13 protein-coding genes are annotated in these 16,698 nt (G+C 28.6%); all 13 read right to left on the bottom strand.

The genetic code is table 11. The features are described from left to right. Positions 1–117 precede the first annotated feature (117 nt). Entirely contained in the window at positions 118–486 is a 369-nt protein-coding gene (locus TICRE_RS12355; protein ID WP_075728536.1) for a PepSY domain-containing protein, read from the bottom strand. A 214-nt stretch (positions 487–700) separates the two neighbouring features. Continuing rightward, entirely contained in the window at positions 701–2,860 is a 2,160-nt protein-coding gene (locus TICRE_RS12350; protein ID WP_075728534.1) for a type IA DNA topoisomerase, read from the bottom strand. 98 nt (positions 2,861–2,958) lie between these two features. Further along, positions 2,959–3,906 (bottom strand): DegV family protein, encoded by a 948-nt coding sequence (locus tag TICRE_RS12345; protein WP_075728532.1) that lies wholly within the window; start codon positions 3,904–3,906, stop codon positions 2,959–2,961. Between the two features lie 269 nt (positions 3,907–4,175). Continuing rightward, positions 4,176–4,439: a hypothetical protein gene (locus tag TICRE_RS12340; protein ID WP_075728530.1), complete on the bottom strand. Its 264-nt coding sequence runs from the start codon at positions 4,437–4,439 to the stop codon at positions 4,176–4,178. Positions 4,440–4,521: 82 nt separating this feature from the next. After that, positions 4,522–5,403: a homoserine kinase gene (gene thrB / locus TICRE_RS12335; RefSeq protein WP_075728528.1), complete on the bottom strand. Its 882-nt coding sequence runs from the start codon at positions 5,401–5,403 to the stop codon at positions 4,522–4,524. Further along, the gene (thrC, locus tag TICRE_RS12330; RefSeq protein ID WP_075728526.1) at positions 5,400–6,881 is read right to left on the bottom strand and encodes a threonine synthase; all 1,482 of its coding nucleotides are present in this window, start codon (positions 6,879–6,881) and stop codon (positions 5,400–5,402) included. The genes thrB and thrC overlap by 4 nt, the downstream gene beginning before the upstream one ends. Before the next feature lie 11 nt (positions 6,882–6,892). After that, positions 6,893–8,107 carry a homoserine dehydrogenase gene (locus TICRE_RS12325; protein WP_075728524.1) on the bottom strand — a complete coding sequence of 405 codons (1,215 nt, stop codon included), beginning with the start codon at positions 8,105–8,107 and terminating at the stop codon, positions 6,893–6,895. 30 nt (positions 8,108–8,137) lie between these two features. Beyond that, the gene (locus tag TICRE_RS12320) at positions 8,138–9,118 is read right to left on the bottom strand and encodes an aspartate-semialdehyde dehydrogenase (RefSeq protein ID WP_075728522.1); all 981 of its coding nucleotides are present in this window, start codon (positions 9,116–9,118) and stop codon (positions 8,138–8,140) included. 19 nt (positions 9,119–9,137) lie between these two features. After that, positions 9,138–10,448, bottom strand: a complete 1,311-nt coding sequence (locus tag TICRE_RS12315; protein WP_198927576.1) for an aspartate kinase — start codon at positions 10,446–10,448, stop codon at positions 9,138–9,140. Positions 10,449–10,756: 308 nt separating this feature from the next. Beyond that, on the bottom strand, positions 10,757–11,575 hold the full coding sequence (locus TICRE_RS12310; protein ID WP_158016545.1) for an SDR family oxidoreductase: 819 nt from the start codon (positions 11,573–11,575) through the stop codon (positions 10,757–10,759). A gap of 121 nt (positions 11,576–11,696) precedes the next feature. After that, positions 11,697–13,154: an alpha-amylase gene (locus TICRE_RS12305; protein WP_075728518.1), complete on the bottom strand. Its 1,458-nt coding sequence runs from the start codon at positions 13,152–13,154 to the stop codon at positions 11,697–11,699. 198 nt (positions 13,155–13,352) lie between these two features. After that, positions 13,353–14,999 (bottom strand): diguanylate cyclase, encoded by a 1,647-nt coding sequence (locus tag TICRE_RS12300; protein ID WP_075728516.1) that lies wholly within the window; start codon positions 14,997–14,999, stop codon positions 13,353–13,355. 141 nt (positions 15,000–15,140) lie between these two features. Continuing rightward, positions 15,141–16,694 carry a putative bifunctional diguanylate cyclase/phosphodiesterase gene (locus TICRE_RS12295; RefSeq protein ID WP_075728514.1) on the bottom strand — a complete coding sequence of 518 codons (1,554 nt, stop codon included), beginning with the start codon at positions 16,692–16,694 and terminating at the stop codon, positions 15,141–15,143. Between the last annotated feature and the right edge of the window lie 4 nt (positions 16,695–16,698).

The following is a 16,698-nucleotide window of genomic DNA, read 5'->3' as shown; positions in this document are numbered from 1 at the left end:
AATTTTTGAACTCTCTAGTATAACTTGTTTTCTTTCTAGTTGTGGACATAATCATTCTCCTTAGGTTATTGTCGTATATCTATTATATACTAAATTTTCTTTACGACAACTATCCTATCACATAGGGTTATCGTCCAAATCATGTCCATTTATTTCTATATCTGTAATTGCACCACTTTTTGAACTTACTGTAATTTCTTGTAATATATTTTCTTTATCCTTTATTTGGAAAGTATATTCAAATGTAGCATCTTCAAATTCAAGTTCCTTTTTCACATTTATTACTTCTCCTGGAATTTTTTTAATAGCTATTTCTTCTAATTGCTTTTCACTATAATTTATATTTGATCTTGCATAGCTGTATATAGTTCCCGCTACAATTCCGCTACCAATAATAACTATAGCTACTGCTATTAAAGTTACCTTTTTTATTTTTTTTTTGTTATTTTTAATTGTTTCTATTGTTTTGTTTAAAATATCTTTCATCATTAACTCCTCCTATTATCTTATTGTTTATACTCATTATATTAATAGTTTGTGAGATAATAATGAAATATTGGTTAAGTTTAAATGAGATTTATATTAAAAAATTTTCATTTAGTAATGTGAAATTATAATTATCTTATACTCTCCTGAAATAGATGTAAAATACTTTTTATCTTCCACAAGGATATTTATTATTCCATCTTCATATTCTAAATTATATAAATTCTAGTTCCCAGTTGTAGTATCCAGTCTTTTCATCAAAAACATATTTAAAATATGCAGAAAACAAATTCCCCTTTTTGCTTCTTAAATTTCTAAATCCTACCTTCCCATTTTTAAGCAGAATCTCTACCATTTCTTTTGAGAGAGTTTTGCCAAAAGATGCAATATATTTATCATCTTTCCAAATTGTAAACTTACACCCATTTTTCCAATTGATGCATCCAAAGTTCTTTTCAGTCTCTACCACTGCATTTCCACAGGCAGGACATATCCCTATGCTTTCTTCTCCTTCTTGTAAGGAAACCTTAAATGTATTTAGCATAGATAGATCATTTTTTATGGAATTTACTGCATCTATAGTGAATTGTTTTATTATCTCTAGAAAATCTTCTTTTTTAAATTTATCTTTTTCTATATCTGATAGTGTTTTTTCAAGTCTCCCAGTATATTCTAAGTCAAGTAGCTCTTTACATGGAAAGATTTCAACTATAGTTTTTCCAAGTTCTGTGCATGTAAGACTTTTACCCTTTGCCTTTATATATCCTACATCTTTAAGTTTTTTTATAGTTTCAGCACGGGTCGCTGGAGTTCCTATTGAAAATCCACTTAAGATAGACTCCATCATCTCATCTGTATCTTCTTCATCTTCTTTAAAGTTTTTTCCACAAGTTTCCATAATTCTTAGGAGAGTTTTTTCAATATGAAGTTTAGGTGGCTTTTTAGTAACTGTATTTATAGTGCTAGATACTACATCTACAACTTCTCCCTCTGAAATCATAGGTAATATAGTATCTTTGGTTTGGGTTTTTTCAACAACACGCCAACCTAAAACAGTCTGAACTTTTCCTTTAGAGACAAATATTCCTTTAATGGACACTTCGTTTACTTTGCAAACAAGTTTTGTCTCTTCATACTCTGCAACAGGTAAAAACTGCATTATAAATCTATCTTTAACTGCTTCATATACTTGTTTTTCATCTACAGTTAATTTGCTTGGCTTCATATAAGTTGGAACTATAGCACTATGCCCTTCAACTTTTTTATTGTCAAAAATTCTTTTATTTGTACTAAATTTAATCTCTTTTTCATAGGGAAGATCTTTTTTTAATAGATTCAAAACCTTTTCAGTCTTTTCTTTTAAACTCTCCTCTAATGCAACACTTCCTGTTCTAGGATATGTTATAAATTTCTTTTCATAAAGAGACTGTGCTACTTTTAATACCTTGTCTGATGTCCACCCTTTGAATTTACTTGTTATATGTCCTTGTAAATTTGATAGATTGAATAGTAAGGGTGCGTAGTCTTTTCTCTTTTCTACTTGTTTTTCTATAACTACTGCATCTTTATCTTTTAAACTTTCACTTATCTCTTGTAATATTTTTTTATCATCAAACTTTTCATTATCATTTTCATAATAAAGTCCTTCAAATTGAACATTATCTTTTGTATTAAAATTTGCTAAAAGTTTATAATAGGTAGATGGTTTGAAGTTTTCTATTTCTTTATCTCTATCATAAATAATCTTTAATGTGGGAAGTAGCACTCTACCTATATTTAATATCTTTTTATCATTTGGTTTGTATCTAAGTGTTGCTACAGAAGTTAAGTTTATTCCTATAATCCAGTCTGCCCATTGTCTTCCTATTCCTGCATCTTGAAGTGTTTGCATTTCTTTATTTAGTTTTAAGTTTTCTAGTCCCTTTTTTACTTCATCTTCTGTCCACTCATTTAAAAGCATTCTATAAACAGGTTTTTTTTCATTAAAATATATAAATAATTCATCACCTATAACTTGACCTTCTCTATCAAAGTCAGTTGCAGATATAATGGATTCTACATCTTCTCTATCTATAAGGCTCTTTATTAGATTTAATTGTTTTTGTGCACCTATATCTATAGATTTTCTATCTTTATTATCTACTTTAACCTTATATTTAAATTCTTCTGGGATAAATGGAAATCTATCCATTCTCCAACTTCGCATGGTATCATCATAATCTTTTGCATCAAAGAGTTGTAATAAATGACCAAAAGCCCATGTGATTATGTAATCTTCCCCTTCAAAATATCCATCTCTTCTAGACTTAATATTTAAAGCATCAGATATATTTTTTGCAACAGATGGTTTTTCTGCAATAATTACTCTTTTCAATCAATACATCTCCTCTACTAAATCTATTATATCAATAAATGTACAAAAAAATAAGAGGCATTGCCTCTTATTAAGGATTTTTCTTTATTATTAATTTATTATCCTTTAAGCTTTTCTATAAGTTCATCTTTTTTATTTAATATACTTTTTAATTCATTTTTAACCAATCCATCTTTTATATTTCTTTTTTCTACAAAGAACATTGAAAGTCCACCAAGACCTACATGAGTTCCTACTGCTGCTCCCATTTGCATTATATAAATCTTATCTTTAAAGTTAGTTTCAGTTTTTATTTTTTCCACTAGGTTGTTTGCCATTTCTATAACTGAAGTATATCCAACTATTATAAAATCAGTAACTTCTAGATCAACTCTTTCTTTAAATTCATCTATATAGTATTTTAATACCCTGTTTCTTCCTCTTTCTTTAGCCACTATAGCGCCTTTACCTTTTCTCATAGTCATGATAGGCTTTACTCTTAAAAGTTTTCCTATAAATGCACTGGCATTTGTTAACCTTCCACTTTTAATTAGATTATTTAAATCATCTACACAAAGAAGATGTTTAACACGTGTTTTATAACTTTCATTAAATTCTATTATTCTCTCAAAGCTATATCCTTGTTCTATCAGCTGGGCACTTTTAATTATAAGCCATCCACTTCCATGACTCATAGATAAAGAGTCTACGACATATATTTTTATATCGGTATTGGGATTTCTATCAAAGAATATATCTTGTGCTATAATAGCAGACTGGTATGATCCACTAGTACCACTTGACATACATATACAAAGTATTTCTCTATATCCTTCTTCTATAGCTTTATCTATTATTTTTAAGTATTCTTCAGGGCTTGGCATAGATGTGGTGGGTAGTGTTTCAAGCATTGGCAGTCTTTTATAAAACTCATCTGATGTTATATCTATTTTATCCTTATAGCTTGTACCATCTATTATTATATTTAACGGAGCTATGCCTATATTATATTTTTCTATTATTTCCTCTGATAAATCACATGTGGAATCAGCCATTAACTTTATCATTTATATCCCCCATCTTTTATTATAAGAAAAGCTTATAAAGAAACATTATAAGGAAGCTTTTCTTGAAACTCATTGACGGAAAGTTCTAAATTATAAAAGATAAAGGTAGAACTTTCCGATTGGTTATAAAAAAGTCGTAATATGTCGATTTTTATTAATTATAACATAATATAGCTTAAAGAGATATAGTAAAAGATGGATAATTTATTAGGAAAGTTTAAATTACACATTAAAAAAGTGAGATAACTAAGTATCCCACTTTTTTGCTTTTAGTATTCAGTATGATCATTTCCTAGATAGTCTACATCTGCATAGATTTTTACTATTTCTTCACCATTTTTATAGTCTAAATTTATATTATTTGCTCTACCATCGTCGCCTCTATTTTTTAAATGTCTATCTACTACATCAATAGCACTAGCTTCTATATTACCAGTCATAACTTTATCAAATTCATCTTTAGAAATTTCTAGCACTAAACTATGCATTCCATCATTTACTATTCTCTTTTCTATAATATTATTAAAGTCCATATTTTCCTCCTATTATGTTTTTATCAACTCTTCTTATTATATTGCCTATAAAGAGTGATTTTTAAACATAATTTTGAAAGGATTATATAACTTTTGCACCATCTAGATCTATATTTAATTCTATAACTTTCCAATTATAGTTAACTGATTTAAAATAGCTTTCCATTTCTTTTTTAAAGTTTGTATCATCTTCATTTATAATTGCCATAATAGTCGGACCTGCCCCACTTAGATATCCTCCTAAAGCTTTAAATTCATAAATTTTCTCTAAAACTTCATTAAATCCTTTTATCAGTTTTCCTCTATAAGGTTGATGTAAATTATCTTTTAATGCGTGTTTTAATAAATCAAATCTACCATTAGAAAGTGAGGATATAAGTAAAGAAACTCTGCTTACATTTTCTACTGCATCTTTATAAGGAATATTTGTTGGTAAAACTTCTCTAGCCATTTTCGTAGATAAAGGAAAATCTGGTATTATAGCTACAAATTTAAGTCCCTTAGCTATATCTATTTTATTATAATAGATATTTGCCTCTTCCATTATCGATGTTATAAATCCACCAAATAATGCAGGCGCTATATTGTCTGGATGCCCTTCGATCTCTGTAGCTATCTTAAACATCTCCTCTTGTGATAAAGGTGAACCTGCCATCTTATTGGCTCCCATAATACCCGCTACGATGCAACAAGCACTACTTCCAAGTCCTCTCGACACTGGAATATCTGTATCTATATTAATCCTTATACCTTTAGGTTTATATCCTATAGCATCAAATACTTTTAACATTGAAGTATAGACTAGGTTGTCACTATCTTCTTCAGTATCTAAGGCTCCAATTATTTCTAGCCCATGAGATATTTCTTCAAATGAAAATTTATTATAAAGATCTAATGCTATTCCAAGGCTATCAAATCCGGGTCCTAAATTTGCACTTGTAGCAGGTACTCTTATATTAATCATCTATTATCACCTATCTCTAGAATTCTTAAGACCATCTTTTCCATATCTTCTTTATTGCAATTATTTTTATGAGCTATCTTTTTATCTTTGAGCTCTAATATCGCATTAGGTATATCTAAATTTCCCATTTCCCCTAGTTTTTCTATTATGCTAAAATCATCTTTATCCTTTGTATCTATTCCAATTGAATTTGAAACTTTAGTTCCAAACTTAAATGGACTTGCAGTTGATACTATTACAGTTTTTGTATTATCCTTTGTTTCTAATTTATACTTTTTATAAGCGCTATGTGCAACAGCTGTGTGAGGATCCATTAAATAGTTATGCTCCATAAATACTTCATTTATAGAACTAGTTATTTCTTCTTCTGTTGAGAAGTATCCTTTAAAATCTTCTTGATCTAAGCCTTCTACCTCATACTTTCCTTCTTTTTCTAAGCTTTCCATAGCATTTTTTATGAGTTTATCATCTCCACCACTTAAATGAAATAAAAATCTTTCTAAATTAGAAGAAACTAATATATCCATAGATGGAGAAGAAGTTAATATAAGTTTTCTTCTCTTATCATAAGTGCCAGTATTTATAAAGTCAGTTAAAACATTATTTTCATTTGATGCACAAATTAGTTTATTTATAGGTAGCCCCATTTCTTTTGCATAAAAAGCAGCTAATATATTTCCAAAGTTTCCTGTGGGAACTACAAAGTTTATCTTTTCATCTTCTTTAATCTTTCCCTCTTTCAAAAGATTTAAGTAGCTATAAAAATAATATACTATTTGAGGTACAAGTCTACCTATATTAATGGAATTTGCTGAAGATAGTTTATAGTCTCTATTCTCTAGAAGCTCTATGAATCTATTATCGTTCATAATCTTTTTAACACCACTTTGAGCATCATCAAAATCTCCATTTATAGATACTACAAATGTATTATCTCCTTCTTGTGTAAGCATCTGTCTCTTTTGTATATTGCTAACTCCATCCTCAGGAAAAAATACTATTATCTTAATACCTTCTACATCTGCAAAGTTTTCTAATGCTGCTTTACCAGTATCCCCTGAAGTAGCAGTTAAAATGACTATTTCTTTTTCTTCTCCTGTATATTTTATGGCTTCTTTTAATAAATATGGAAGCACAGACAATGCCATATCTTTAAAGGCAAAGGTTGCACCATGAAAAAGTTCTAAATAGTGCAGATCTCCTGCTTCTACTAGTGGAGCTATTTCTTTTTTACTAAATTTTTCATCATATGCTTTATCTATTGAATTTCTAAGTGAATCTTTATCAAAGTCAACAAAGAACTTATTCATAACTTCATATGCCAATTCTCTATAATCCATATTTAATAAAGATTTTATATTACTGATCTTTGGAATGCTCTCTGGAACAAATAATCCACCATCTTTTGATATACCATTTATAATTGCCTGACCCCAGGAAGCAAAGTTTTCTTTATTTCTAGTACTAATATATTTCACTTTTTCCACCTCTAATCAAGAATTCTAGCTATAAAATATTCATCCTTTTCAATACCCAAAGAAGATATAGTATCCATTATCTTCTTTAGTTCTATCTCACGAGTAAGTATAGCTATATTTTCTTTAGTGGATAGGACTTTTTCAGATATATCTTCAAGTGATTTAACTATTTTTTCTGTTGAATCAGAAATTCTTAAATAAAATTTACTTTTAAATTCAGAATTATTATTTTTAAGGGTTTTATCTCCTAAAGGATTAGCCTTTCTGTTATACCCTAATGCTATATCTAATACATCTCTTAAAACTGCATCTCCAGTTGGGAGTTTACCTGCTCCAGATCCATAAAATTTTAGTTCGCCTATATTGTCTCCTTTAAAGATTACGGCGTTATATGCCATGTTTACACTAGCAAAATATGAATTGTTTTTTACTATTGTAGGGAGTACTAGAGCATTATACCCATCATCTAACTCCATTACTTCTCCTATTAGTTTTACTGTAGATTGCATAAGCTTGATTTGTCTTACATCAAATGATGTAATTTTATTTATTCCTTCAAGTATAATGTCCTCTTCTCCCACTTTCCCTTGTAGCGATAGACTTCCTAATATTCTAAGTTTTCTAAGGGTATCATCACCTTCTACATCTGCTGCAGGATTCATCTCTGCATATCCAAGTTCTTGAGCATTTGTTAAGACTTCACTATAGTCTAACCCTTCATTAAACATCCTAGTTAAAATATAATTGCAAGTTCCGTTTAATATTCCCTGAACATCTGTGATCTCATTTAATATTATTTCTTCCTTAAGAGGCTTTATGATTGGGATGCCCCCTCCTACACTAGCTTCATATAAAAATGAAACTCCTTTTTCATCTGCTAAACTAGATAATTCTTCAAAATATTTTGATACCAATGCCTTATTTGCAGTAACTACAGATTTACCTTTATTTAAAGCCGCTTTTATATATTCATAACTTTTATCTATATCACTAGTTACTTCGATTACTATAGTTATTTCATCATCATTTAAGATTTCTTCAAAATTAGAGACTATAGTATTTTGTTTTAATGATACATCCCTTTTCTTGTTCACGTTTTTTACAAGGACTTTTTTTATATTTATTTCTTCTCCTACTAGAAGAGAGATTTCTCTTTGTCGCTCTTCTAGTATTTCAACTACGCCAGTACCTACAACTCCAAGTCCTAATAATCCTATGTTTATCATGTTTTGTCCTCCTATTTCATCATAATAATCCTATTTCAGGTCGATGAGTTTTTCTGCTATTTGAACTGCATTTAATGCTGCACCTTTTCTTATATTGTCAGCTACTACCCATAAATTGATTCCATTTTCAAGACTAAAGTCTTTTCTTATTCTTCCTACATATACAGAGTCTTTACCTTCTATATCGATAGCCATTGGGTAAAGATTTTCCTCTCCATTGTCACGTACAATTACTCCAGGTGCATTTTCAAGTACTTTATATACATCCTCTATATCAAATGGTTTTTCAAATTCTACATTTATTGATAGACTATGAGCATATTTTACTGGTACTCTTACACATGTTGCTGTAATCTTTATATCTTCATTTTTAAGGATTTTTCTAGTTTCATCTATCATCTTCATTTCTTCTTTTGTATATCCATTTTCTAAAAAGCTATCTACATGAGGTAGGGCATTAAATTGAATTTGGTGAGCATAACATTCAACATTTCCCTCTTCTAAATCTTTAAGCCCCCCAAGTCCTGAACCAGATACTGCCTGATAAGTAGAATAAACTATTCTTTTTATCTTAAATTTATCATCTAAAGGTTTAAGTGCTACAACAGCCTGGATAGTAGTACAATTTGGATTTGCTATTATTCCATTATTTTCTTTTATAGAGTCTGCATTTACCTCTGGTACTACTAGTGGCACATCGGTATCCATTCTAAATAAACTACTATTATCTATAACGGTGATTCCTTTACTAGCTGCTAATTTTCCATACTTTTCACTAATAGCTCCTCCAGCTGCAAATAGTGCTATATCAATATCTTTATCAAAAGATTTTTCATTTAGTTCTTCTACTACATAATCTTTGTTTTGGAAGTTTACTATACTACCAGCTGATTTTTTAGAAGCTAGAAAATATATATTTTCTACTGGAAACTTTCTTTCTTCTAATATTTTAACTATAGTACTTCCCACAAGACCTGTTGCTCCTAATACTGCTAAATTATACTTTTTCATTTTAAATTCCCCCTATATATTAATTTTTAAAAGCCTTATAAATTGATGATATTGATTTATTAAAATCTGCATTTTCAACTCCTACTATTACATTGAGTTCACTAGAACCTTGAATTACCATTCTAATATTTATTCCACTTTGGGATAAAGATGTAAATATTTTTGATAATATACCCTTAGTTCTAATCATTCCCCTACCAACTACTGCTATAAGGGACATGTTTGGATAAGCGATTATTGAGTCTGGATTGCAATATATTTTTATCTCTTCTATTATCTTTTCTAGCTTAGAATTAAGCTGAGATGCTGGAACTACTAACGATATAGAATCTATACCAGATGGCATATGTTCTATAGATATGTTATTAGTTTCTAAAACAGTTATTAATTTTCTTAAAAAATCTTTTTCAGAAATCATTCGAGTCTTTTCAATAGAAATAACTGTAAAATCTTTTTTACCAGCGATTCCAGTTATGGTTTCTGTATTATTTAAAGGATACAAATCATCCACTATTTTAGTTCCTGGATCTTCTGGAGAATTTGTATTTTTTATATTTATTGCAATACCCTTTTTCTTAACTGGAAATAATGACTCTTCATGAAGTACTGGTGCTCCCATATAGGAAAGTTCTCTAAGTTCTTTGTATGTAATTATCTCAATAGGCTTAGGATCATCTACTATTTTAGGGTCTGCCACGAGAAATCCTGATACATCTGTCCAGTTTTCATATAGCTTAGAATTTAAAACACTTGCAACAATAGCCCCTGTTACATCGGATCCTCCTCTACTAAAAGTAGTTATCTCACCATTAGATTTAGCACCATAAAATCCAGGTATAACAGCTTTAGTAACATTTGATAATCTCTCTTGCATTTTTATTTCAGTGGCTTTAGAATCAAATTCACCTTTATCATTAAAGAGAATAATATCTTTAGAATCTATAAATTCAAAATCTAAGAAACTGGATAATATAATAGCATTTAAATATTCTCCACGACTTGCAGCATAGTCTTTAGAAGACCCATTTTGAATTTTATCTTTTATTTCATCTAATATTTCTTGTATATCCAGTTTTAAATCTAAACTTTTACAAATATTTAAGAATCTATTCTCAATAATCTTATATACATCATCAATGTTTAATCTATGAGAAGCAAGTTGATGACACATATAAAGGAGATCAGTAATCTTATGATCATTTTTATGAACTTTCCCAGGTGCTGAAGGAATTATGTATCTTCTGTTGCTATCTGATTTTATAATCTCTTTTACTTTTAAAAATTGATTACTATCAGCTAAAGAACTCCCTCCAAATTTTGCTACGATTATATCATTCAATCTAATTCCTCCTTAAAAATGGGTATAAAAAAATACTCGCCCAAAATAGGACGAGTATTAATATTCTCGTTTCCACCCAAATGTTTAAAGTATAGCTTTAACGCAGCCAACGCATATCCCTAATAAAATTTCAGGACTGGACTCATAGGTGGTTTTCAATCAAGTGTATCAAAGAAGTTTTTCAGCCGATGAACTTCTATTTCTTTTGACCTTACATGGTTTACTCTTCCTATTCAAAGCCTTTTTAATATTCTAACCTAAATCTTTAGTAATGTCAACATTAAAAACTTTCAGATTTTTTATTTTGCATAAGCCTTTGCTATTTCTGGAAGTTTTATAGTTAATCCTCCATCTACCAACAAGTCAGTACCTGTTATAAACGATGCTTTATCATCTGCTAAAAAAGAAACTGCATTTGCTATATCATCTGGTTCTCCGTTTCTTCCAATTGGAGTCATTTGTTTCATATATTCCATTTGTTCTGGATGATCTGCGGCTGCTTTTTGAGCCATAGGCGTCATGATTATACCAGGAGAAATTGAAACTATTCTTGATTTCTTTTTACCGAATTCAGTAGCATATTTTTTAACTAATAAATGAACTCCTCTTTTTGAAAAGTTGTATGCAAGATCTGATTTATCCTGTACTACTTTTACTAAAGCGTCTATTGCTCCAGGCTCAGAAGGATTTTGTAGATATTTATCATAATCTGGATTTGGAGGTACTACATGCCCCATCATTGATGCAATAAGAATAAGTACAGTATTTTCTTCAGCCACATTTAAGAATTCTTCTATTAAATTTTCAGTTCCAAGTAAGTCAATTTCAAAAGTACCTTTTGTATTTGCCATACCTCCACTTACACCTGCTGAATTTATAATAGTTTTAATTTTACCCAGAGATTTTCCATATTCCAGTAATTCTTTTATACTTTCTCTTTTAGAAATATCGCTTGATTTATAAGCTACTTCAATGCCCGATTTTTCTAATTCCGCTTCTGCTTTTTTAAGTTTATCTTCATTTCTTCCAGTTATAAGTACTATTCCATCTTTAAATCTTTTAGCACATTCTAATCCTATCCCACTACTTCCACCTGTTATTACATAAACATTTTTCATTATAAACCCCTCCATTTTTATATTAATCAGAATATATGGAATTTTTATTATATATATTAATTTAACACATCTTTTATAATTTATCAAACTAATTTGATAATTAAAAACATATAATGATCTTCTATAAATCTATATTATCTTCTATCCACACAGATATACTTCCAGGGGAAACCATAAAGTCTCCAAATCCATCTTCATCTATATTAACTTTTCCTTCATTGTTTCCAGTATAATCAGTATAAGTTTTTCCAGACTCTTCTTTTCCTACAAACATTCTTATAGTATTTATATCCCCAATTGAAATTATAACTGCACATTTATTGGGATATTCTTTATTTCCTAATCTAACCCATCCTATTGCAGAATCCGATTCAAAGTAATCATTTTGTTCACCATAAGCAAATTTTTTCCGAATTTTAGCTAATTTTTCTATTTTTTCTTTATCTCCCGGCTGAGGATTTTCACCTCCTGTACCGTAGTAGTCTCCATAAAACAAACATGGATAGCCATCTTTTCTAAGAAAGATTATACCATATGCAATTTCTTTAAACCAAGGTTCTATAAAAGATTCTAGAGATTCACCTGGTTGAGAATCATGGTTATCAACAAAGGTAACAGACAATAATGGGTGAGTTTTTACTATTATATTATCAAATATCTTTCTTAAATCATACTTTAATCCCATTTTAGAAGCATTGTATAAGTTAAAATGAAGGCCTACATCAAATAAATCTAATTTATAATTTATACTATCTAAAAAACTATTATTTACATCTAAATCATCTATCCAATATTCTCCCAGTATATAAAAGTCTTCTCCCTTATACTCTTTTATATGTGATAGAAACTCTTCTACAAACACTTCATCCATATGCTTTAACGCATCCATTCTAAATCCATCAAGATCTAATTCATCAATAAACCATATTGCCCATTTTTTTAGCTCTTCTTTTACTTCTGGATGAGCTAAGTCTATATCAGAAAACATAAGATAGTCAAAGTTCCCTTTTTCATCAGATACTCCTAAATTCCATCCTTTATTTTCTCCTACAATCCTATAAATTGCATTATTTTTTGTTAGATTATCATAATCTACTCCACTAAAATGATAATGTGTCCATTTGAAATCTGAATATTTATCATCTCTACCTGGGAAATCAAATCCTGTCCATGCTTCTATCTCTTGTGGTTCACCCACGTCCTTATTTCTATCATTTTTATCTACCATTACTGCCATAAATTTTTCAGTTCTATCAGCACCTGCTTTGTGATTTAATACTACATCAGCATATACTTTCATTTTTCTTTTGTGTATCTCTTTTATAAGTTGTTTTAGTTCTTCTTTAGTTCCATATTTTGTTCTTATAGAACCTTTTTGGTCAAATTCTCCTAAATCATAGAGATCATATGATCCATACCCTGTATCACTAGTACCAGTAGCTTTATATACTGGAGGAATCCAAATAGCTGTTACTCCTATTTCTTTAAGTTCATCTAATTTTAATATCATGTTTTTATAATAATTACCATCATCAGGTAAATACCACTCAAAACCCTGAAACAACAATCCGTTCTCCATATTACTTGTCCCCTTATTATTGATTTTGTTTATACCTATACCCTATTTCTTGAAAATTATCAATACAATAGTATAGAACATACTATTGTATTGATAAAACGATCATAGCTCTGTGGGTTTATAAATTTTGGTATGTAAGTGTTGTAGGTTAGTAATTTTTTATTATAAAAGGATAGGAAACTTAAATATTTAAGTTTCCTATCCTTTTATATCTATGTCTTTTATAATCGTAATATTTCTTCCCATGCTTTTAGCTATATAAAGCTCCTTATCTGCATATTGTATTATTTCTCTAATTGAACTAAAATCCCCAACGTTTCCTATTACTCCCCCCACACTTATAGTTGTACATTTTTTATTTCCTTTATCCATATAGTAAAGACCTATCTTCTCAACTTCTGTACGAATAAAGTTTCCAAGCTGAAGTGCTTGTTTATAGCTTATAGAGGTTGAAATATATATAAATTCTTCTCCACCATATCTACCAAATATATCTTTATTATTTACTTGAATCTTTTTTATACAATTAGCAATTTTCTTTAAACAAATGTCTCCTTCTGTATGTCCCCAAAAATCATTATATCTCTTAAATTTATCTATATCTATCATAAATAGTACAATTTTATCTTGTTTTAAACTTATATCATTTAAAATATTTTCAATATATATATTAATACTTCGTCTATTTGCAATTTCTGTTAATTCATCTTCATAAGCCTTTTTTTCAAGTATCTCATTTGATGATTTTATATTTTCCAGTTCATCTTTTTGTCTTTTTATTTCTTTTTCAAGTCTTATCCTTATATTGTCAATTTTATCTTTATCTTGAATTTTTCTAAGATCTATGTTTAATACTTCTAATTTATCTTTTAAATTTAAACTCTTTAGTTCTTCATTTATATTAAAATATTTTTTATAATATAAAAGTGCATTTTTATAATCTTTTTGTTTTTCATGATATTGAGAGATAAGATTATATATATTAAAAAGTTTTTTCTTTGCCCCTATACCCTCGGCATAGTACATTGCCTTTTCATATAAATTTAAAGTTCCTGAAAATGATTTGACTTCATAGAGCTGTGCAAGATTTATTAGTACATCTATTGAGTAGTACTTGTTATCGATGCTTCTAAGTCTTTTAAAAGCTTTTAGATAATATTTTTCCGCATTTATAAAATCTTCTATTTGAAAATAAAGCTTTCCAATTTTATTTTCAACCTCTGGTAAAAAAATCACTTCATCAGCATCTAAAAGCATATTATAACTTTTATTATATACTTCTAAAGCCATCTCAAATTCTTTTTTAATAAAATAAATCTCTCCTATATTTCCTAATATAACGGCATGATATACATGATTCCCATTTTTAGAAATAACATTTGTTCCCATATTATAATACTCTATAGCTTTATCATAAATCTCAGAATCTTTATAAACCTCTCCAATATTATTTAAAATACTAGCTAATAGTGTATCATCATTATGCAGATCTAATAATTTTCTCCCATCAAAAAAACATTTTAAAGCTTCATCATACATTGAACTATAAAAGTATGCAATGCCTATGAGATTTAATGCTTTTGACTGACCTATAATATCATTTTTGTTTTTAAATATAGATAGTGCTTCATAAGCATTTTCAAGTATACTACTTGTATCTGATTTAATCCTACTAGCAAACGCTATATTTAAAAAAGCATATCCCTCTTCCAGTTTTAAACCATTGTTTTTTGCTAATTTATATACATATCTACTAATTTCAATAGACTTTTTAGGATCTAAAGGTGCTATCTTTTTTGCATGGTCAAGTTTATCATATATTTCTTTTGAAATCATAACTTCCATAATTATCATATCCTTGTTGTTATATTAATTAATTATAAAAAACAAACATAGTGTTTTATCTATCTTACTTCAAGTTCTTTTATATAGTCTGTTTTATTTACTAAATTTGAAGATCAGATCTTTTTAATATAATGTTTTTCATTATAATTTCAATTGTAAAAAGTCATACGCATCTTCTTCGGATAAAGGTTTTGAAAAAATATATCCTTGAACAACATTGCATTTAAGCTCCTTTAGCATAGATAGTTGATCTTCTAGCTCTACTCCTTCAGCAACTACATCTAAGTCTATATCATGTGCTAAATTTATAATTTCAGCTATGATACTTCTACCTTTTTCTTCTACCATCATATCATCTATAAATGATTTATCTATTTTTATAGTATGTATAGGAAGTTTTAACAAATAGTTTAATGAAGAATATCCTGTTCCAAAATCATCTAAATATAATTTAATGCCCATATCTTTTAGTTCCTTTAGTTTTTCAATATTATCTTCAAAAGACTCCATCAAAGCCGTCTCTGTGACTTCAATTCCCAGTAAACAGCTTTCAGCACCTGTCTCTTTTAATACCTTTTTTACCATTTTAATAAAGTCTATCTTTTGAAGTTGAATGGGGGATATATTTACGGAGACTTCTATTTTCTTTTGATATTTCTTTCTTATGTTAATTGCAAATTTACAAGCTTCTTTTAATACCCATTCTCCTATTTTGTTTATTTCTCCAATTTCTTCTGCTATAGGTATAAAATCCATAGGAAATACAAGTCCATATTCTGAGCTATTCCATCTTATAAGTGACTCAAATCCAACTATTTCATCATTACTAAGATTTATTTGTGGTTGATAATTAAGTATAAATTCATCTTTATCAAGTGCATTTTTAAGACTGTTTTCAAATGAAATCCTATTTGCAACTTCTTCTTCTATTTTTTTCTCATATACTTTATATCTATCTTTACCTAGCTCTTTAGCTTTATACATGGCTAAATCAGCCTTTTTAAATATTTCATCTACTGTATAACCATCCTTAGGATAGAATACAATTCCCATGCTTATAGTAACTTTTATTTCTTCATTTAATATATTAAATGGTTTATGAAATGATTTTTGAATCTCTATTGCAATTTGTTCTATTTCTTCTCTACCCTTACCTTCTAAAACAATCATATACTCATCTCCACTTAGCCTAAATATATGCTCGTTTTCTTTGTCTATAATATCAATGGATTTTAATCTTTCAGCAACTTCACTTAAAAACACATTCCCAAAGGCATGCCCAAATATATCATTAATATTTTTAAAATTATCTATATCTAGATATAATAGGGATCCTGATATTTCACTATTTAAGTCTTTATTAAACTTATCATTCATTATCTTGAAAAACATATTCCTATTAGGTAAGTCTACAACCTCATCATAGTAAGCCATTAATCTAAGATCTTCTTGAGTCTTTAATAATTCATCATTTATTGATTTCATTTTTGATTCCATTTGTTTTCTTTTATTTAGATTTAGGAAAAGATAGATGACAAGAATTAGCAATATAATCATACTTATAGTTGTAAATATAAATATGATTTTGCTTTTTTCACAGAATGAAATAGACTTAAAAATAGAATCAAGACTGGCTAAACTAATTATTAAAATTATAAGGACTATAAGTGATCCAATGTATTTAAATTTCTTCATCTTA

Source organism: Tissierella creatinophila DSM 6911 (assembly GCF_001940565.1).
GTDB classification, from domain to species: Bacteria; Bacillota; Clostridia; order Tissierellales; family Tissierellaceae; genus Tissierella_A; species Tissierella_A creatinophila.
The sequence above is the reverse complement of the archived record's forward strand: the minus strand, read 5'-3'. Positions and strand labels throughout refer to the sequence as shown.